At 60.5% G+C, this 17,644-nt stretch carries 20 protein-coding genes; 13 read left to right on the forward strand and 7 right to left on the reverse strand.

Features of this window, described 5'->3' with window-relative positions; genetic code table 11:
* Window position 1: 1 nt before the first annotated feature.
* Window positions 2-676: a DsbA family protein gene (locus tag ACTCHC_RS02800; RefSeq protein ID WP_463020928.1), complete on the forward strand. Its 675-nt coding sequence runs from the start codon at window positions 2-4 to the stop codon at window positions 674-676.
* Window positions 677-679: 3 nt separating this feature from the next.
* Window positions 680-1,822: a CaiB/BaiF CoA transferase family protein gene (locus tag ACTCHC_RS02805; RefSeq protein ID WP_463020929.1), complete on the forward strand. Its 1,143-nt coding sequence runs from the start codon at window positions 680-682 to the stop codon at window positions 1,820-1,822.
* Here the strand turns inward: ACTCHC_RS02805 and lpxK are convergent.
* The 5 genes from lpxK to ACTCHC_RS02830 all read right to left on the reverse strand — a co-directional run bounded on the left by lpxK (window position 1,797) and on the right by ACTCHC_RS02830 (window position 5,470).
* Window positions 1,797-2,810 (reverse strand): tetraacyldisaccharide 4'-kinase, encoded by a 1,014-nt coding sequence (lpxK, locus tag ACTCHC_RS02810; RefSeq protein WP_463020930.1) that lies wholly within the window; start codon window positions 2,808-2,810, stop codon window positions 1,797-1,799. The genes ACTCHC_RS02805 and lpxK overlap by 26 nt on opposite strands.
* Window positions 2,810-4,069, reverse strand: a complete 1,260-nt coding sequence (locus ACTCHC_RS02815) for a 3-deoxy-D-manno-octulosonic acid transferase (protein ID WP_463020931.1) — start codon at window positions 4,067-4,069, stop codon at window positions 2,810-2,812. Before ACTCHC_RS02815 ends, lpxK begins: the two co-directional genes overlap by 1 nt.
* An 11-nt stretch (window positions 4,070-4,080) precedes the next feature.
* Window positions 4,081-4,326: a DUF4170 domain-containing protein gene (locus tag ACTCHC_RS02820; protein ID WP_463020932.1), complete on the reverse strand. Its 246-nt coding sequence runs from the start codon at window positions 4,324-4,326 to the stop codon at window positions 4,081-4,083.
* A gap of 73 nt (window positions 4,327-4,399) precedes the next feature.
* Complete coding sequence (locus ACTCHC_RS02825) at window positions 4,400-4,714, reverse strand: DUF1244 domain-containing protein (RefSeq protein WP_463020933.1); 315 nt, start codon at window positions 4,712-4,714, stop codon at window positions 4,400-4,402.
* A 15-nt stretch (window positions 4,715-4,729) separates the two neighbouring features.
* The gene (locus ACTCHC_RS02830; RefSeq protein ID WP_463020934.1) at window positions 4,730-5,470 is read right to left on the reverse strand and encodes an N-formylglutamate amidohydrolase; all 741 of its coding nucleotides are present in this window, start codon (window positions 5,468-5,470) and stop codon (window positions 4,730-4,732) included.
* 133 nt (window positions 5,471-5,603) lie between these two features.
* Here ACTCHC_RS02830 and pyk point away from each other — a divergent pair, with 133 nt between their 5' ends.
* The 7 genes from pyk to pheT all read left to right on the forward strand — a co-directional run bounded on the left by pyk (window position 5,604) and on the right by pheT (window position 12,007).
* Window positions 5,604-7,049 carry a pyruvate kinase gene (gene pyk / locus ACTCHC_RS02835; protein ID WP_463020935.1) on the forward strand — a complete coding sequence of 482 codons (1,446 nt, stop codon included), beginning with the start codon at window positions 5,604-5,606 and terminating at the stop codon, window positions 7,047-7,049.
* 27 nt (window positions 7,050-7,076) lie between these two features.
* Window positions 7,077-7,301, forward strand: coding sequence for a hypothetical protein (locus tag ACTCHC_RS02840; protein ID WP_463020936.1), 225 nt, complete (start codon window positions 7,077-7,079; stop codon window positions 7,299-7,301).
* A 112-nt stretch (window positions 7,302-7,413) separates the two neighbouring features.
* Window positions 7,414-7,614 carry a 50S ribosomal protein L35 gene (gene rpmI / locus ACTCHC_RS02845; protein WP_463020937.1) on the forward strand — a complete coding sequence of 67 codons (201 nt, stop codon included), beginning with the start codon at window positions 7,414-7,416 and terminating at the stop codon, window positions 7,612-7,614.
* Between the two features lie 12 nt (window positions 7,615-7,626).
* Window positions 7,627-7,989, forward strand: coding sequence for a 50S ribosomal protein L20 (gene rplT, locus ACTCHC_RS02850; protein WP_463020938.1), 363 nt, complete (start codon window positions 7,627-7,629; stop codon window positions 7,987-7,989).
* A 137-nt stretch (window positions 7,990-8,126) separates the two neighbouring features.
* Window positions 8,127-9,200, forward strand: coding sequence for a phenylalanine--tRNA ligase subunit alpha (gene pheS, locus ACTCHC_RS02855; protein WP_463020939.1), 1,074 nt, complete (start codon window positions 8,127-8,129; stop codon window positions 9,198-9,200).
* Window positions 9,197-9,598 carry a hypothetical protein gene (locus tag ACTCHC_RS02860; protein ID WP_463020940.1) on the forward strand — a complete coding sequence of 134 codons (402 nt, stop codon included), beginning with the start codon at window positions 9,197-9,199 and terminating at the stop codon, window positions 9,596-9,598. The genes pheS and ACTCHC_RS02860 overlap by 4 nt, the downstream gene beginning before the upstream one ends.
* A gap of 12 nt (window positions 9,599-9,610) precedes the next feature.
* Window positions 9,611-12,007 (forward strand): phenylalanine--tRNA ligase subunit beta, encoded by a 2,397-nt coding sequence (pheT, locus tag ACTCHC_RS02865; RefSeq protein WP_463020941.1) that lies wholly within the window; start codon window positions 9,611-9,613, stop codon window positions 12,005-12,007.
* 74 nt (window positions 12,008-12,081) lie between these two features.
* Here the strand turns inward: pheT and ACTCHC_RS02870 are convergent, their stop codons facing one another.
* Entirely contained in the window at window positions 12,082-12,783 is a 702-nt protein-coding gene (locus ACTCHC_RS02870) for a glutathione S-transferase N-terminal domain-containing protein (protein ID WP_463020942.1), read from the reverse strand.
* Window positions 12,784-12,929: 146 nt separating this feature from the next.
* Between ACTCHC_RS02870 and mscL the strand changes: the two genes are divergently transcribed.
* Complete coding sequence (gene mscL / locus ACTCHC_RS02875; RefSeq protein WP_463020943.1) at window positions 12,930-13,322, forward strand: large-conductance mechanosensitive channel protein MscL; 393 nt, start codon at window positions 12,930-12,932, stop codon at window positions 13,320-13,322.
* Window positions 13,323-13,379: 57 nt separating this feature from the next.
* Here mscL and ACTCHC_RS02880 read toward each other — a convergent pair whose 3' ends face one another.
* A complete protein-coding gene (locus ACTCHC_RS02880; RefSeq protein WP_463020944.1) occupies window positions 13,380-14,828 on the reverse strand; it encodes a TrkH family potassium uptake protein in 1,449 nt (482 codons plus the stop codon).
* A gap of 143 nt (window positions 14,829-14,971) precedes the next feature.
* Between ACTCHC_RS02880 and ppk2 the strand changes: the two genes are divergently transcribed.
* The 3 genes from ppk2 to ACTCHC_RS02895 form a co-directional block, all read left to right on the forward strand.
* Window positions 14,972-15,889 (forward strand): polyphosphate kinase 2, encoded by a 918-nt coding sequence (gene ppk2, locus ACTCHC_RS02885; RefSeq protein ID WP_463020945.1) that lies wholly within the window; start codon window positions 14,972-14,974, stop codon window positions 15,887-15,889.
* 289 nt (window positions 15,890-16,178) lie between these two features.
* Window positions 16,179-17,249: a type 2 periplasmic-binding domain-containing protein gene (locus ACTCHC_RS02890; protein ID WP_463020946.1), complete on the forward strand. Its 1,071-nt coding sequence runs from the start codon at window positions 16,179-16,181 to the stop codon at window positions 17,247-17,249.
* A gap of 84 nt (window positions 17,250-17,333) precedes the next feature.
* On the forward strand, window positions 17,334-17,644 hold a 311-nt coding region (locus ACTCHC_RS02895; protein ID WP_463020947.1), incomplete at its 3' end, for a TRAP transporter small permease subunit.

Genomic DNA, 17,644 nt, shown 5'->3' on the forward strand with positions numbered 1-17,644 from the left:
CATGCCGATCCGAAATACTGCAATTGCCCTGACCGCTGTCGGGGCACTCTGGCTGGCAGCGCCGACAGGCAATACTGGCGCGGCCTTCGCCGCCGACAGCACCGCCACGAATTCGCAAATGCCGGCGACGGATTCGGACAAGTCCGAAATCGTGATTCAGAACATGGTGCAGGGGGCAGAGGATGCACCTGTCACGCTGATCGAATATGCATCTTTCACATGTCCTCACTGCGCGCGGTTTCATGACGAAGTCTATCCCAGCCTGAAAGCCGACTATATTGATACCGGCAAGGTCCGGTTCGAATACCGCGAGGTCTATTTCGACGCGCCGGGTATCTGGGCCGCGCTGGTGGCCCGTTGTGGCGATGACACACGGTATTTCGGCGTGGTCGACATGCTGTTCGACAAGCAGAAAGAATGGATCGGTGACGGCAAGCCCGTGACGATTTCGCAGAATTTGCGCCGTATCGGTCTGACCACCGGGCTGGACGAGGCGCAACTGGATCAGTGCCTGTCGGATGGGGCCAAGGCAGAGGCGATGTATGCCCATTACGAAGCGATGATAAAAGAGCACGACATTTCCGGCACACCGTCAGTGGTGATCGGGGACGAGATTCTGGGGAATCTCAGCTATGCCGACCTGAAAAAGAAACTTGACGCCGCGCTGGCGGAATAAACCATGGCCGCACCGCTGGCCGGGTTGAAGGTGGTCGAACTGGCCCGGATTCTGGCCGGGCCATGGGCGGGGCAGATGCTGGCCGATCTGGGTGCCGATGTCATCAAGGTGGAAGCCCCCGGCGGGGACGATACCCGCCGCTGGGGTCCGCCCTTCGTGGATCGGGGCGCGGATCGCTCTGCGGCTTATTTCCATAGTTGCAATCGGGGAAAACGGTCGGTTGCGGTCGATTTTCGTGAGGCGGATGATCTGCGGCTGGTGCGCAATCTGGTGACGGATGCCGATATCGTCATCGAAAACTTCAAACAGGGCGGGCTGGTCAAATTCGGGCTGGATTATGCGGCCCTGTCGGCGCTGAACCCGGCGCTGATCTATTGTTCGATCACCGGATTCGGCCAGACCGGGCCCTATGCCCATCGCGCTGGCTATGATTTCGTGATCCAGGGCATGTCCGGGCTGATGTCCTTTACCGGCGAACCTGATGGCCAGCCGCAAAAGGTCGGCGTAGCGGTCACCGATATTTTCACCGGTGTCTATGCCGCGGCCGCAATCCTGGCTGCCCTGCATCAACGTCAGGCAACCGGGCAGGGCCAGCATATCGACATGGCATTGCTGGATGTTGCCACCGCCATCACCGCAAATCAGGCGATGAATTACCTGACCACCGGCGCGGCGCCCCTGCGGATGGGCAATGCACATCCCAATCTGGCTCCCTATCAGGTATTCGATTGCGCTGATGGCCATATCATCATCGCGGTCGGCAATGACACGCAATTCGCCCGGCTGTGCGATCTGCTGGGGCTGGCGGCCCTGGCGCATGATTCACGCTTTGCCACCAATGCCGATCGCCTGGCCAATCGCGCGGCGCTGACCGAAACCCTGACGGCCCAGACCCGCCGCAAGACCAGATCAGACCTGCTGGCGGCCTGCGAAGCGCGTGGCGTTCCGGCGGGGCCGATCAATGACATGGGCGATGTCTTTGCCGACCCTCAGGTGATACATCGCAAGATGCAGATCGACGCAGCCGGCGTGCCCGGCCTGCGCAGCCCGATGAGCTTTTCCAACGCTGAACTGATACTGGACAAGGCCGCCCCGGCGCTGGACCAGGACGGTGCTCAGATCAGGGCGCGGTATCCAAAGCGGTAATACCGATCTTTTCCAATGCGGCGATCAATGCGGGCATATCGGCAATCTCCAGCCGCACCGGCAGCGTCACGACCTTGGGGCGAAAGCTGCGCGGCAGCCGCACGGCGTCTTTTTCCGTGGTGACAAGCTGCGCGTTGCGCAGGCGCGCTTCGGTTTCAAGGCGTGTCATAAGGGCGGCGGTCAGGGGTTGGTGATCGCTAAGGGCTTCGGCCCGGATCACCGCGGCGCCCAGGCCGCGCAATGTCGCAAAGAACTTTTCCGGCCGTCCGATCCCGGCAAAGGCCAGAACCCGCAATCCGGCCCAATCCATGCCCGTGGGCAAGGGGCGTAACGTGCCGGTCAGGCGCGGCACGGTGATCTGGCCCGCCCAGGCGTCCTCGAACAGGCGCTGCGCGGCATCCTCGCCGATCGAGAGCAGAAGATCGGCCCGCGCCAGCCCGATATCGACAGGTTCGCGCAGGGGGCCGGCGGGCAGAACCCGGCCATTTCCGAAACCGGTCACGGCATCGACGACCACGATCGACAGATCCTTGGCGACCGAGGGGTTCTGAAAACCATCATCCAGAACGATCACATCCGCCCCGGCCTTTTGCGCGGCCTGCACTCCGGCCGCGCGGTCGCGTGCAATCCAGGTCGGGGCAAAGGCCGCCAGCAAAAGCGGCTCGTCCCCGACATCGGCGGCGCTGTGCCGGGTTTCGTCTATCCGGACCGGCCCGGTCAGACGCCCGCCATGCCCCCGCGAAACCACATGCGGTTGGCGTCCAAGTCCGGCCAGATAGGCCACCAAGGCAATCACTGTCGGCGTTTTACCGGTGCCCCCCGCGTTCAGGTTGCCGACGCAGATCACCGGCACCGTGGCGCGAAACCCGCTGTCGCCCGACAGCCTGCGTGCCGTAGCCCCCGCATATATCGCGCCCAAAGGGGTTAGCAGACGTGCGGCCAGGGCGGGCCGGTCGGGATGGGTGAACCAGAAGTCGGGCGCCTGCATTATGGGTGCTCCTGTTTCGCGTCCAGCGCAGCCAGAAGCGTTTCGGCAATGCGTGATATGGTTTCGGCTCCGCCCGAAGACACTTCCCAGGCGGCCTGCGCCAGAACCGCGGCCTTGTCGGGGGCCATGACGACATTCAGCAATCGCGTCAAACCCTCGCCATCCCGGGCGATACGACTGGCCTTGGCCATGTCAAGCCGCTGATACATCTGCGCGTATGGTCCGGTATTGGGGCCGTGCAGAATGGCCGACCCCAATGCCGCCGGAATGGCGGGGTCGGCGGGGTGGCTGGCCGTGCCATCCAGACTGCCGCCCATGAACGAAACCGGTGCCAGCCGATACCAAAGCCCCATTTCCCCTTCGGTGTCGGCGACGTAAACTTGGGTTTCGTCGTCGGGCTCTTCATCTGCGGATCGCTGCGCGACGCGCCAGCGCCGCGCGCGCAGCTCTTGCACGACGGCGGTGCCGCGCATCGGGTCATCGGGCACCAGGATCAGCAACAACCGATGCGCCAGCCGTGCCGCCCCCGCATGCGCGCCGATCATCGCGACGTCCTCGATCGCGGTGGTCTGGGCCGCCAGCCAGACCGGGCGCCCAGCCAGCAGGCGTGCGAAATTTTCACGCTCGGTCTCATTGCACAGCGGCACCGGCGGGTTGGCATAAAGAGGGCCCACAATTGCGGTGCGTTCGTCGGGCAGGCCGCGTCGGCGCAGAATTTCGGCCTGCGCGTCATCAACGGCAAAGGCTTTGTCCAGGCGGCGCAACATTGGCCGCGCCGATGCTGGCAGGGCGGTATCGCAGATCGCGAAGATCGGCATGGCGCGCTGGGCCGCTTCGGCGACCAGCGCCGGCGGCAGCGCCGATGCGAAGAAAACCGCCAGATCGGGTTTCCAGTGATCCAGAAAAGCACGCGCGCCGCCCGGCGTGTTAACGGGCGGCCGTTGTTGCAGGATCGCGATGTCCATGGCGGCGGGTGACAGCACCTGATGCGTATGGCTGGTCAGCAGAAAGCTTAGCCCGGGTGCCTCTTCATCCATCGCGGCGGCCAGATCGCCAAGCTGGGCGGCCGAGCCCACCGATGAATCATGAAACCAGATCAAACGCCCCGCCGGGCGGGGGCGATCCGGGCGCAGCGGCCGGTCGAGCAACAAGGCCGCCCCGCCGCCCGAGGTTTCGTTTTCAACCAGCGTATTATGCAGAACCGCCGGATTGAGCCAGGCGCGCATGCGGTTCAGCAAAGAGAACGATTTCCGGGCCATCGGGCTGCGGGTTAGGACCCTAGTTCCTCGGTCGGGCTGGCGGCGGTTTCCTCGTCGCGCAGTCGGTGCAGATGCGCAATGAAATACCGCGTATGGGCATCGTCGACGGTGCGCTGGGCCTCGGTTTTCCAGGCGGCAAACGCCGAGGCATAATCGGGAAAGATACCGACGATATGCATCTTGTCCACATCCTTGAAGGCAGATTTCGCAGGGTCCACCAACTCGCCGCCAAAGACCAGGTGCAGGCGTTGTGTCATCTCGACAATCCCATCGGTTATGCGGATTTCAGGTTAGACCATTGCCCCCACAGGCGAAAGGGGCCATGCGGAACTATGTCTTGTCACCGACATTCCGGGCAAAGGCTTCCTTGAAGGCCATCTGTTTTTCCGGGCTGGCCGCGGTTTGGTTGGCCGCACGCCAGTCATCATAGGGCATGCCGTAGAACGCCTCGCGGCCCTCTTCCTTGCTCATCTCGACGCCCTCATCGGCGGCGGCCTCCTGATACCACCGCGCCAGGCAATTTCGGCAGAACCCGGCCAGGTTCATCAGGTCGATATTCTGCACATCGGGCCGGTCTTCCATCAGGTGCTGTTGCAGGCGACGGAATGCGGCGGCTTCGATACGGGTGCGCGTCTGGTCATCCATGGATCTCTCCTTTGGTCAAAGATTGGCGTCCCGCAGCGCGGATTCAAGCACCGGTGCCAACCGCGTGGCCCAGCGCACCTGTGCGTCATCATCCACGATAAGATCATTTCGCAGCTCGATCAAAACACTGGGGCGGCCTGTGGCTTCGGCATGACGGTCAATGGCGTCGCCGGGCAAATGGCCGCCGTAAGGTTCGTTTTCACCGACACACAGGTCTGGCTGCGCCCGCAGCCGTGCCAGCAATGGCGCGGCAAGCCGGGTATCGGCGGCATACAGCACACCCACATGCCACGGGCGCGGCGCCCGCCCGTTCAGTTGCCGTGTATAGCTGTGTATCGACACGATCACCGTGTCAGTGCGCCGCGCGGCCAGATGTGCCAGCGCATCATGATAGGGACGATAACATTTTTCCAGCCGTTGCTGCAGGTCGGCCGCATCCGCATGGGCATTGGCGGGGATGATCGTGCCATCATACAGCCGCATCAGCAGCGTGGGATCGTCTTCGCCGCGATTGGGGTCGATTACCAGCCGTGAAAAATTGGACAGGATCGCCGTGGCTTGCAATGCGTCAGTCAGATTACACGCCAAACCCGCCGCCCCCGGGTCAAACGCGATATGGCGGTTCATATCCTCATCGGACAGGCCCAGCGATCCGCCCGCCACAAAGGGCGGCACGACATTACTGGCATGGTCGCAGGTGATCAGCCAGCGGCTGTTACGCTGTTCACCATGAACATGAAACGGGCAATAGGTCATATCTTTGTAACTTTTCCGGGCCACACCGGTCTAGGCGATCGGATGGGCAAGCGCCAGTTGTCACTGATGCCGAAATCGCCCATGTAGAAGCAAGACACACCACGCCCGCAGATACAACAAGCCGGAGAACCACATGAGACGCCATCGCAATGTCAAGATCGTTGCCACCTTGGGCCCGGCATCGAACGACTATGCCATGGTCCGTGCCTTGTTCGAGGCGGGCGCCGATGTCTTTCGCCTGAACATGAGCCACGGCTCGCATGACGAAATCCGCGAGCGCCACGCCATCATTCGCCAGATTGAACAGGATCTTGGTCGCCCCATCGCCATTCTGGCCGATCTTCAGGGGCCCAAACTGCGCTGCGGCACCTTTGCCGGCGACGGTGAAGACCTGGCCGAAGGCGCGTCTTTTCGCTTCGATCTGTCGCCGGAACCGGGCACCGCGCAGCGCGTGACCCTTCCCCACCCCGAGATTTTCGCGGCCCTGCAGCCCGGTGCGTCCTTGCTGGTGAATGATGGAAAGATCCGGCTGCGCGTCGAAACCTGTGGCGCGGATTTCGCCAATTGCACCGTGATTGCGGGCGGCCGGATTTCAAACCGCAAGGGTGTGAACGTGCCTGATGTCGTGCTGCCGCTGGCTGCATTGTCGGACAAGGACCGGCGCGATCTGGAGTTTGTCTGCGAACTGGGCGTTGATTGGCTGGCCCTGTCCTTCGTTCAGCGGCCCGAGGATGTGATCGAGGCGCGCGCCCTGGTCAAAGGTCGCGCCGCCATCCTGTCGAAGATCGAAAAACCCGCCGCCGTAAAGGCATTTCCCGAAATCCTGGCCGTATCTGACGGAATCATGGTGGCGCGTGGCGATCTGGGGGTGGAACTGCCTGTGCAGAACGTGCCGCCCATCCAGAAGCGGCTGGTGCGCGCCTGCCGCGCGGCGGCCAAGCCGGTGATCGTGGCCACCCAGATGCTGGAAAGCATGATCGAAAGCCCGATGCCGACCCGCGCCGAAGTATCGGACGTGGCCACCGCCATCTATGAGGGGGCCGATGCGGTGATGTTGTCGGCCGAATCCGCCGCCGGGGCATACCCCGTCGAGGCGGTCAGCACGATGAACAATGTCGCCATCGAGGTCGAAAGCGACCCCAACTATTCCGACATGATCGAATCCACCCGCGACGATCTGCGCGCCGGGGTGGCCAGCGCCATCGTTGGCGCTGCCCGCGAAATCGCCGAAACCGCCGATATTAAGGCTGTCTGCTGTTTCACCCATTCCGGAACCACGGCGGCCCTGACCGCGCGCGAACGTCCTCGGGTTCCGATCCTGGCGCTGACGCCCTTTGTGGGCACGGCCCGGCGTCTGTGCCTGACATGGGGCACCAATTGCTTCATCACCGGTGAGGTCGAGCGGTTCAAGATGGCCGTGGTCAGCGCCGCCCGCGCCGCCCGCGACGGCGGCTTTGCCACCGGGCGCGACCAGATCGTGGTGATCGCCGGTGTGCCATTCAACGAGCCGGGCACCACCAATATCCTGCGCGTCGCACCCGCAGATGAAAGATTGATTCTGGGCGCCGGACCGGAATAACATCGCCCGATACAGATCGGGTTCAGTATGAATAGTGATTATTACCTGGTGTTGGGGGTTCTGTTCGGGGTCTTGTCGCTTCCAGCCCTGCTGAGCGCCTATTCCGAGGGCCGCAGCCCCCGCGCCGCCGCCGTGCTGGCCATCGCGGCGGGTGGTTTCATTCTGGCGGCGATCGTTACGAAACCGACCGGTTATTCCTTGCAGGAAGTGCCCATCGCCTTTACCCGCGTCTTTGCCCATATCCTGAACTGAGCCCTTGCCAGCGGCCCGATGACCGCTTATAGGGCAGCTTCCATAATCCGCGCGACCGGCCAATGTGGCATGCCGAGTCGTGCGTTCACCGCCCAAGACCAAGGAGACGGAAATGCCCAAGATGAAGACAAAGTCGAGCTGCAAGAAGCGGTTCAAAGTGACGGCCACCGGCCGTATCCTGACCGGCCAGGCAGGCAAGCGCCATTGCATGATCAAACGATCCACCAAGTTCATCCGCAATGCACGCGGCACCACCACGCTGTCGGCCCCTGATGAGAAGATCATCAAGGGCATGATGCCCTACGCGCGCTAAGGAGGTTCTGATATGTCCCGTACCAAAGGTGGAACCGTCACCCACGCCCGTCACAAAAAGGTTCTGAAGGCCGCCAAAGGCTATTACGGCAATCGCAGCCGCAATTTCCGCACCGCGACCCAGGCCGTCGACAAGGCCAACCAATACGCAACCCGCGACCGCAAGAACCGCAAGCGCAACTTCCGCGCGCTGTGGATTCAGCGGATCAACGCCGCCGTGCGTTCCGTCGATGAATCGCTGACCTATTCGCGTTTCATCAACGGCCTGTCGCTGGCCGGAATCGAGGTGGACCGCAAGGTTCTGGCCGATCTGGCCGTGCATGAGCCCGAAGCGTTTGGCGCCATCGTCGACAAGGCGAAGGCCGCGCTGGCGTAACGTCCCGATCCGGGAAAAGTTTGAAAGCCGCGGGCCCCGCAAGGGTCTCGCGGCTTTTGTCGTTCCGGGGGTCGGGGCGGCTTGCATTCAGGGGGGCCTGTGATAGCAGGAACCCGAACGAAATCAGGGGGGTCCGCATGGACGATCTGAGGCAGAAATATCTGGGCGCCATCGCCGCCGCCACCGACGAGGCCGCGCTGGAAGACCTGCGCGTCACTGCCCTTGGCAAAAAGGGCGAGATCAGCCTGAAAATGCGCGAACTGGGAGGCATGACACCCGAACAGCGCCAGACCATGGGCCCCGCCCTGAACGCACTGAAGGACGAGGTAAACAGCGCCCTGTCCGCCCGCAAGGCCGCATTGGGCGATGCGGCGCTGGATGAACGGCTGCGCGGCGAATGGCTGGACGTGACCCTGCCGGGCCGTCCGCGCCGGGCGGGCACCATCCACCCCGTCAGCCAGGTCACAGAAGAAGTGACCGCGATTTTCGCCGATATGGGCTTCGCCGTCGCCGAAGGCCCGCAGATCGAAAGCGACTGGTACAATTTCGACGCGCTGAACATCCCGCCGCATCACCCGGCGCGGCAGGAATTCGACACGTTCTATATGCACCGCGCGCCCGGCGACAACCGCCCGCCGCATGTGCTGCGCACCCATACCAGCCCGGTGCAGATCCGGGCGATGGAAAAGACCGGCGCGCCGATCCGGGTGATCGCGCCGGGGCGGGTGTACCGGTCGGACTATGACCAGACCCACACGCCGATGTTCCATCAGGTCGAAGGGCTGGCCATCGACCGGGACATCAGTATGGCCAACCTGAAATGGGTGCTGGAAGAATTCTGCCGTGCGTTTTTCGAGGTCGACACCATGGAACTGCGGTTCCGCGCCAGCCATTTCCCGTTCACCGAACCCTCGGCCGAGGTCGATATCCGCTGTTCCTGGGAAGGCGGCAGCCTGCGGCTGGGCGAGGGCGACGACTGGATGGAAATCCTGGGCTCTGGCATGGTGCATCCCAAGGTGCTGGCGGCGGCAGGCGTCGATCCCGACAAATGGCAGGGCTTTGCGTTCGGGATGGGTATCGACCGGCTGGCGATGTTGAAATACGGCATCCCCGACCTGCGCGCGTTCTTCGATTCCGACCTGCGCTGGCTGCGCCATTACGGGTTCTCGGCACTGGACGTGCCGACGCTGAGCGGGGGGTTGTCACGGTGAATTGGGGTGTCCCTGCGGAACTTTGGGGATTGTTAAACGTCGCTGTTGGCGCATTATTAGGTGCGGTATTGACGATGTATGCATCCTCCCGTTCGAGTGATCGCAGTTTGAAAAAGGCTCAGCGAGTAAGTTTTCTTATTGATGCATATCGTGTCATTGAGGATTCTTCGCTTCGGGTTGGCGGCGGCTACGAACGCGATTTCGAAAAAGCAATGGCGTCGATTCATCTGCTTGGAGACGAGGACAATGTGGCCGAAGCGGAAAAGGTATTCAGAAGTGCGAAAGCTACAGGACAAGTTGACGTCAAAGACCTGCTTGTGTCTTTGCGCCGCTCGCTACGCAAAGAGCTTGGCCTCAAGCATATCTCCGATGAATTCTTCCATATTCGTCTTCAATAGGGGCGGCCTAACATGAAATTCACCCTCTCCTGGCTGAAAACCCATCTCGACACGCAGGCACCGCTTGATGACATCCTCTATGCCCTCACCGATCTGGGGTTAGAGGTTGAAGGCGTCGAAACCCCGGTGGCCGCACTGTCGGATTTCACCCTTGGCCATATCAAATCGGCCGAAAAACACCCCGATGCCGACAAGCTGCGCGTCTGCGTGGTGGCAACGGATGAGGGTGACAAGCAGATCATCTGCGGCGCGCCCAATGCGCGGGCGGGGATCACCGTGGTGGTGGCCAAGCCCGGCACCTATGTCCCCGGCATCGACACCACGATCAAGGTGGGCCTGATCCGGGGCGTGGAAAGCCAGGGCATGATGGCCTCGGCCCGCGAACTGGAACTGGGCGATGACCATGACGGGATCATGGAACTGGCCAATGGCACGGTCGGGCAGCGGTTCATCGACTGGCTGGCCGAAAATGACCCCGCCAGGGTCGATCCGGTGATCGAGATCGCGATTACCCCCAACCGCCCCGATGCGCTGGGCGTGCGCGGCATCGCCCGCGATCTGGCGGCGCGGGGTCTGGGCACGCTGAAGCCGATGGTTGTGAACGACGTTCCCGGCGCATTTCCCTGCCCGATCACCGTTACGATTGATGCCGATGCGCAGGATGCTTGCCCGGTATTCTATGGCCGCGTGATCCGGGGCGTGAAGAACGGGCCAAGCCCCGAATGGCTGCAAACGCGGTTGCGCGCCATCGGGCTGCGGCCGATTTCTGCGCTGGTCGATATCACCAACTTTTTCACGTTTGATATGAACCGCCCCCTGCATGTGTTCGATGCCGATAAGGTGGCCGGGGGCCTGCGGATACATGCGGCCAAGGGCGGCGAAACCTTCGCCGCACTGGACGACAAGGATTACGTGCTGGACGCGGGCATGACCGCGATTTCCGATGACACTGGCGTGGAAAGCCTGGCCGGGGTGATGGGCGGGCGCGAAACCGGCTGCACCAATGACACGGTGAACGTGTTTCTTGAGGCCGCCTTTTTCGACCCGATCCGCACCGCGATGACGGGCCGCGCGCTGAAGATCAATTCCGACGCGCGATACCGGTTTGAACGCGGCATCGACCCTGACTGGACCGAACCGGGATTGCAGGCCGCAACCCGGATGATCCTGGATATGTGCGGCGGGCAGGCATCCGATGTCGTGATGGCCGGTCAGGTGCCCGATACGGCGCGGGCTTACCTGTTGGACACGGACCGGGTGCAATCGCTGGTCGGCATGGACATACCTGCGGATAAACAGCGTTCGACGCTGACTGCGCTGGGGTTCCGCATGGATGGCGACATGGCGCATGTCCCGTCCTGGCGCCCTGATGTGCTGGGGCAGGCCGATCTGGTTGAGGAAGTCGCGCGCATTGCCTCGCTGACCAAACTTGTCGGCCGCCCGCTGGCGCGTGCGCAGGCCGGTGTGCCGCGCCCGATCCTGACGCCGATGCAGAAACGCGAAGGGGCGGCGCGGCGGATGATTGCGGCGCTTGGTTACAACGAATGCGTGAGCTATTCCTTCATCGACGCGGCCAGTGCTGCGCTGTTCGGCGGTGGCGCGGATGCGACCATGCTGGATAACCCGATTTCATCCGAGATGAGCCATATGCGCCCGTCGCTGCTGCCCGGCCTGTTGCAGGCAGCGGCCCGCAACCAGGCGCGCGGCTTCATGGATCTGGCCTTGTTCGAGGTCGGCCCCGCCTTTCATGGCGGCGAGCCCGAAGAGCAGCATTTGCAGGCGACCGGATTACTGATCGGCCACACGGCCGCGAAAGACGTTCACGGCAGCCGCCGCGCCATTGATGTGTTTGACGCCAAGGCGGATGCCGAGGCGGCGCTGGCCGCCATAGGTGCGCCCGCCAAGGTGCAGATCCTGCGGGATGCGCCCGCATGGTGGCATCCGGGCCGGTCCGGTCAGATCGCGCTGGGACCGAAAAAGGTGATGGCGGTGTTTGGCGAGGTGCATCCCAAGGTGCTGGCCGCGATGGATGTCAAAGGCCCCGCAGTTGCCTTTACCGTCTTTCTGGAAGAACCGCCGTTCCCGCGCAATGCCACGGCAACGCGGCCCGCGCTGGTGGCCAGCGATCTGCAGCCGGTCGACCGCGATTTCGCCTTTGTCGTCGATGCCGGGGTCGAGGCGCTGGTGGTGGTCAATGCCGCCGCCGGGGCGGACAAGGCACTGATCACTGACGTGCGTGTGTTCGATGAATTCGTGGGTGGCGCGCTGGGCGAGGGCAAGAAATCGCTGGCGATCACCGTGCGTCTGCAACCAATGGGAAGCACACTGACGGAAAAGGATATCGAAGCGGTCGGCGCCCGGATTGTCGAAAAGGTTGCCAAGGCCACAGGCGGCGTCTTGCGCGGATAGGGCGGATGCCTCCGGCGGGAGTATTTGGACCAAGAAGATGCAGGGGCGCGGGGGTTTCCGCGCCCTTCGTGCCATCAGGCGCGTGGCGGAATGTTCAGCCCGCGCTGGACAGCGGGGCGTTGCAGGAAGCGGTCCAGATAGGCGGGCACGTTCTGCAGATCGTCCCAACCCACAAGCGGCCCGGCCTCGTAAAACCCGACAAGACCATTCAGCCAGGGACAGATGGCGATATCGGCGATGGAATAGTCGCCCGCCACCCAGTCGCGCCCGTCCAGCTGCTTGTCCAATACGCGCAGCAATCGCGCGCTTTCGCCCACATAACGGTCGCGCGGGATCGGATCGGAAACATCTTTGCCGCCGAACTTGAGGAAAAAGCCCATCTGGCCGAACATCGGGCCGATGCCACCCATCTGGAACATGAGCCATTGAAGCGCGGCAAAACGGCTTGCCGCGTCCTTGGGAAGGAATTTCCCTGATTTTTCTGCAAGATAGACCAGAATTGCACCGCTTTCGAACAGGGCAACGGGGTCGCCATCCGGCCCGGTCGGATCGATGATCGCGGGTATCTTGTTATTGGGGTTCAGCGACAGGAATTCCGAAGTCATCTGATCATTATCCATGATCGAGACCTTGTGCGCGTCATAGGGCAAACCGGTCTCTTCCAGCATGATGGAGACCTTGACGCCATTCGGTGTCGGAAAGGAATACAGCTGTATGGCCGACGGATTGCGCGGGGGCCAGCGGCGGGTGATCGCAAAATCGGAAAGACTGGGCATCGGGCCTCCGTGAAAGGGCGTAACGTCAGACCAGTATGCCGGAAGATTCCGGCAGATAGACCGGAATTTGCGTGCTAAGGTGAACAGGGGCCTGTGCGAGGACAAACGATCGGCCCTGTAACGTTGTATAATTTTCGGGGGACTTGATGATAAAAGAATTCAGGGATTTCATCGCCAAGGGCAATGTCATGGACATGGCTGTAGGCATCATCATTGGCGCGGCCTTTACCGCCATTGTGACATCACTGGTCGGTGATCTTATCAATCCGATCATCAGCCTGTTCACAGGCGGGATTGATTTTTCCGGCATGGGGATTCGCCTGTCGGATGGAGAGGACGGCGCAGTTTTCGCCTATGGCAACTTCATCATGGCGCTGATCAACTTCCTGATCATAGCCTTTGTCGTCTTCATTCTGGTGAAGATGGTCAACAAGGTCAAAGACGCGGCCATGAAGAAAGAGGTCGCCGAGGAATCGGCCGCCGGGCCCAGCCAGGAACAATTGCTGGCAGAAATCCGTGATTTGCTGAAGAAGGCCTGATTTCCCTTCCCGGCCTTGAGGTCCGCCCGTCATGGGCGGGCCTGCTTTGGTCTTGGGTTACAAACGCCAGAACCTGGGCATCAGCATCACCAGGAATGACAGCAAACCCAGCCGACCCATCAGCATTGCCAGGATCATGATCCATTTTCCGGCCACTGAAAAATCGACCATCGTACCAGTGCGCTGAACAGCCGGCCCAAGCCCGAAACCGATATTCCCGATCGAGGTCCAGACCGCGAAGATTGCCGAAGTTGCATCCGTGCCGGTCAGACCCATCGCGATGGTCAAAATCCCCAGGCTGAGGATATAGCCGGTTACATATAATATGATCGGGTCCATCACATCACGTTCGACCGTACGTCGGTCATATTTTACCGTCAGCACCTGATCGGGCGCGTGCAACTGCCTGATCTGGGCGCGGATATGCAGCAGCACCAACTGCCAGCGAAAGACGCTGATACTGCTGGAACTGGAGGATGAACATCCGCCTATCATTCCGACAAGAAAGGCGATCACCACCGGAAATGATCCCCAGAGCGCAATATTTGCCGAACTGAAGCCGGTGCCGGAAAACACGGATACGATATTGAACAGGCTTTGACGAAACATTGCCTCTGCCGGGCCTTCATCCGAAATCAGCCGAAAGACGAAGACCAGCCCGACAAACACCCCGATTGCGGCAAGATAGGCATGAACCTGCGGATCGCGCAGCATGGGCCGTGCCGTTCCGCCCACCATCTGGACAAAGCGGATGAACGGCAGGCTGGCCAGAATCATGAAAACCGCGCCAACATATTCCGGCGCGCCGCTGTATTTCGCGAAAGAGGCATCTGTGGTTGAAAAGCCGCCCGTCGCGACGGTTGCGAAGGCATTCACCGTTGCGTCCAGCGGCGTCATTCCGACGATCAAATAGGACAACAGGCAGGCGATCGTAAGATAGAGATAGAAGAACAGCAGCATGCGCGCGATATCAGGCGCGCGCGGCAGGATCTTTCCAAGCGTATCAAAGCCTTGCGTGCGAAAGAATTGCATGCCGCCCACGCGCATGATCGGCAGGAAGATCATCGCGATGAAGGCGATGCCCAGCCCGCCCATCCAGTTCAGCAATCCCCGCCACAGCAACACGCTGTGCGGCAGTGTTTCCAGACCGGGAAAGACGGATGAACCGGTGGTCGTAATCCCTGAAACCGCCTCGAAATAGGCATTGGTAAAGTCGGAAAATGGCGCACCCAGCATGAAGGGCAGCGCGCTGAACAAGGGCAGGATGACCCAGACGCCGGTTGTCAGCAAGAACGCCTGGCGCAGGGAAAAGCTGCGCCCCAGCCCGTTCCGGCACGACAGGGCCACTACCAGACCGATCAATCCCGTCAGGAATGCAGCGTCAAGAAATGCGGACCAGTTGGCCTCATGCGTGGCAAGATCGGCCAGCGCGGGTATCAGCATCAGCCCAGCCAGCGCGACAAGTAATAGACCGATAACATACCCGACAGGGCGAATATCCAGCATGATGAGCTTTCGATGCGGCCTTCGGCGGGCAGAGTCAAGACAGCGCTTATACCGGCTAGGCGCGCTGACACAAAAAGTTCAATACTGACTGGTAGCGAACAGACGGGGCTTATTGCGCCGACCGATGACCACAGGCAGGGCAAATGAACAGCGAACACGATACCGACGGCATGGACTGGCTGGAGGCCGAGCTGGCCGATACGCTGGATGAGGACTTCGAGATCGAATTCAGCGAGCCGATGCTGTCGGCCGAGATACGCAAGATCTACAGAAAACAGCATCCCGATATGCTGGATCGCACCGTCTATTTCCGGAACCTGCTGCGCCTTCAGGCCGAGCTGATCAAGCTTCAGGATTGGGTGCAGCACACAAATGCCAAGGTCCTGGTCATCATGGAAGGGCGCGACAGCGCAGGCAAGGGGGGCGTGATCAAGCGCATCACCCAGCGGCTGAACCCGCGGGTTGCGCGTGTTGTCGCATTGCCGGCTCCGTCCAAGCGCGAACAAAGCCAGTGGTATTTCCAGCGCTATGTGCCGCATCTGCCCGCAGGGGGCGAAATCGTGTTGTTCGATCGGTCATGGTATAATCGCGCGGGCGTAGAGCGTGTCATGGGCTTCGCTTCGCCTGATCAGGTCGAAGACTTTTTCCGCGACGTGCCGGAATTCGAACGGATGCTGGTGCGTTCAGGCATCATCGTGCTGAAATACTGGTTCTCGATCACCGACCAGGAACAGCAGTTGCGCTTTCTGATGCGCATTCATGACCCGATGAAGCAATGGAAGCTGTCCCCGATGGATCTGGAAAGCCGGGTGCGCTGGGAACAATATACAAAGGCGAAAGAAGACATGTTCGCCCGCACCAATATTCCCGAGGCACCCTGGTATATCGTGGAAGGCAACGACAAGAAGCGCGAACGGCTGAATTGCATCGAGCACCTCTTGTCAAAGATCCCCTATCACGAGGTGCCAAGTGAAAAGGTCACCTTGCCAGAACGTGTTTTCAATCCCGACTATGAACGAAAGGTGCTGCCGGACGACCTGTATGTTCCAAAAATTTATTAACCTTGGAACAGCAGAAGGCACCCGCAACGGTTGTGTCGTGATGGCGCGGATCACGTCAAGAGATCGGCCTGACGCAAATCCCTTGGTAATATAGATGGCTTTTTGACGCCCGGGCCGTAAAAAAATTGCTTAAACCGATGTCTGGCGTGTAAAACATTATATACAAGTGGCATAGCGGATGCTAAGAACTTGAAATGGTTTTGATAGATTTGGGGGGAGGCGAGCACAAACCGCTGCCTTTGGGTCTGTCAAGAAATCGTGGTGATCTGATATCCGTGGGAGGACAAACATGATCAAAACAAAATTCACCCGTAAAATTGTGCTGGGCGCAATCTGCGCAGCGTCGGTTTCGACGATCTCGCTTGGCTTTGGTGCCACTGCCGCCGGTGCGGCAGAAGTGGACGGACCCAAGGTCAAGTGGCTGGTGTCCTTGTGGGGCAACCGCCGCGGGCAGACTGAAGGTATGGAGAAGATGGCCGAGATCGTTTCGCAGAAGACGGACGGCAATTTCGAGCTGTCACTGCAATATGGCGGCGTTCTGTCCGATCCGAAGGAAAACATTGACGGACTGCAACTGGGTGCATTCGAGGCGGGTATGTTCTGCCCCATCTATCACCCCTCCAAGACCCCGGCATTGGGCGCTATCGATCTGGCCTATCTGCCGATCGAAGGTATGTTGCAACGGGCCAAGGTCTATCAAGCATTCTATCAAGTTCCTGCCGTGGCAGAAGAATTCGCGCGCTGGAATTCCGTGCCCATGATAGCCGCACTGCTGCCAGCCTATCAGGCGATGGGCCGTGGCGATGCGCCGATGACAAAAGAAGCTTGGAAAGGCTTGCGTCTGAATGCTTCTGGCGGTGTAGCAGCGTTGTTTGGTGAAGGTGGGCTGGGTGCATCGACCACGACGATTCCGGCTCCCGATATGTACCAGGCGCTAGAGCGTGGCTTGGTTGACGGCCTCGTCTATCCTTACACCTATGCCTTTGCAGCCTATCGCTTGCATGAGGTGTCGGATTGGGTGACGCAAGATTGGACGATTGGTTCGCTACATTGCGCAATCGCAGCTAACAAAGATGCTTACGAAGCCCTGCCGCAACAGTACAGGGATCTACTCGCGGAGGCTGTTATGCCCTCATATGAGTATCAGATAGCACAATACGCTGAGATTGACGAGAAAAACGAAAAGATTTTCACGGATGTAGGCTTGGTACGCATTCCAGTTGGTCCCGAAATCTCGACAATTCTTCAGGCCGCTGCAAAGCCGAGCTGGGACGCGTGGGTTACAGCTGCCACCAATCAGGGGCTTCCGGCTCAAGAGCTTCTAAATACTGTTCTCAAATTGGCCGAAGAAAACAAGTAGTTCCAGCCCGATTCTGAAATCCACGCTAACAAGAGCTACCTGGGGGCGTCTGCCTGCCGGGTGGTTCCAATGGAGATAATAGCTATGGAAAGAGTAATCCAGGGTTTGGATAGCATATTGAAACCAATCGAATGGTTTGTGGCCATGATCGCCGGCGTGGTGGTAATGATCTTGATGGTTCAAGGATGTGTAGAGGTTCTTGGTCGATCTGTATTTAACTCGCCTATTCACGGAAATCTGGATATTGTCGAACAGTTGATGGTTCTCGTTGCCGCACTTGGCATTTCGTACTGCCAAAGCAAATTTGGCAATGTTCGCATGACCCTGTTGCTAAACCGGGCAACCGGTCGGACCAAGTGGCTGATGGAAATTCTGGCGCTGGCCATTGCCGCGTT

Source organism: Actibacterium sp., assembly GCF_055134745.1.

Excerpts from the sequence above, each read along its gene's own strand:
- ACTCHC_RS02800 (WP_463020928.1), top strand. The coding sequence starts at position 2 with ATGCCGATCCGAAATACTGCAATTGCCCTGACCGCTGTCGGGGCACTC.
- ACTCHC_RS02805 (WP_463020929.1), top strand. The coding sequence starts at position 680 with ATGGCCGCACCGCTGGCCGGGTTGAAGGTGGTCGAACTGGCCCGGATT.
- lpxK (WP_463020930.1), bottom strand. The coding sequence starts at position 2,810 with ATGCAGGCGCCCGACTTCTGGTTCACCCATCCCGACCGGCCCGCCCTG.
- ACTCHC_RS02815 (WP_463020931.1), bottom strand. The coding sequence starts at position 4,069 with ATGGCCCGGAAATCGTTCTCTTTGCTGAACCGCATGCGCGCCTGGCTC.
- ACTCHC_RS02820 (WP_463020932.1), bottom strand. The coding sequence starts at position 4,326 with ATGACACAACGCCTGCACCTGGTCTTTGGCGGCGAGTTGGTGGACCCT.
- ACTCHC_RS02825 (WP_463020933.1), bottom strand. The coding sequence starts at position 4,714 with ATGGATGACCAGACGCGCACCCGTATCGAAGCCGCCGCATTCCGTCGC.
- ACTCHC_RS02830 (WP_463020934.1), bottom strand. The coding sequence starts at position 5,470 with ATGACCTATTGCCCGTTTCATGTTCATGGTGAACAGCGTAACAGCCGC.
- pyk (WP_463020935.1), top strand. The coding sequence starts at position 5,604 with ATGAGACGCCATCGCAATGTCAAGATCGTTGCCACCTTGGGCCCGGCA.
- ACTCHC_RS02840 (WP_463020936.1), top strand. The coding sequence starts at position 7,077 with ATGAATAGTGATTATTACCTGGTGTTGGGGGTTCTGTTCGGGGTCTTG.
- rpmI (WP_463020937.1), top strand. The coding sequence starts at position 7,414 with ATGCCCAAGATGAAGACAAAGTCGAGCTGCAAGAAGCGGTTCAAAGTG.
- rplT (WP_463020938.1), top strand. The coding sequence starts at position 7,627 with ATGTCCCGTACCAAAGGTGGAACCGTCACCCACGCCCGTCACAAAAAG.
- pheS (WP_463020939.1), top strand. The coding sequence starts at position 8,127 with ATGGACGATCTGAGGCAGAAATATCTGGGCGCCATCGCCGCCGCCACC.
- pheT (WP_463020941.1), top strand. The coding sequence starts at position 9,611 with ATGAAATTCACCCTCTCCTGGCTGAAAACCCATCTCGACACGCAGGCA.
- ACTCHC_RS02870 (WP_463020942.1), bottom strand. The coding sequence starts at position 12,783 with ATGCCCAGTCTTTCCGATTTTGCGATCACCCGCCGCTGGCCCCCGCGC.
- mscL (WP_463020943.1), top strand. The coding sequence starts at position 12,930 with ATGATAAAAGAATTCAGGGATTTCATCGCCAAGGGCAATGTCATGGAC.
- ACTCHC_RS02880 (WP_463020944.1), bottom strand. The coding sequence starts at position 14,828 with ATGCTGGATATTCGCCCTGTCGGGTATGTTATCGGTCTATTACTTGTC.
- ppk2 (WP_463020945.1), top strand. The coding sequence starts at position 14,972 with ATGAACAGCGAACACGATACCGACGGCATGGACTGGCTGGAGGCCGAG.
- ACTCHC_RS02890 (WP_463020946.1), top strand. The coding sequence starts at position 16,179 with ATGATCAAAACAAAATTCACCCGTAAAATTGTGCTGGGCGCAATCTGC.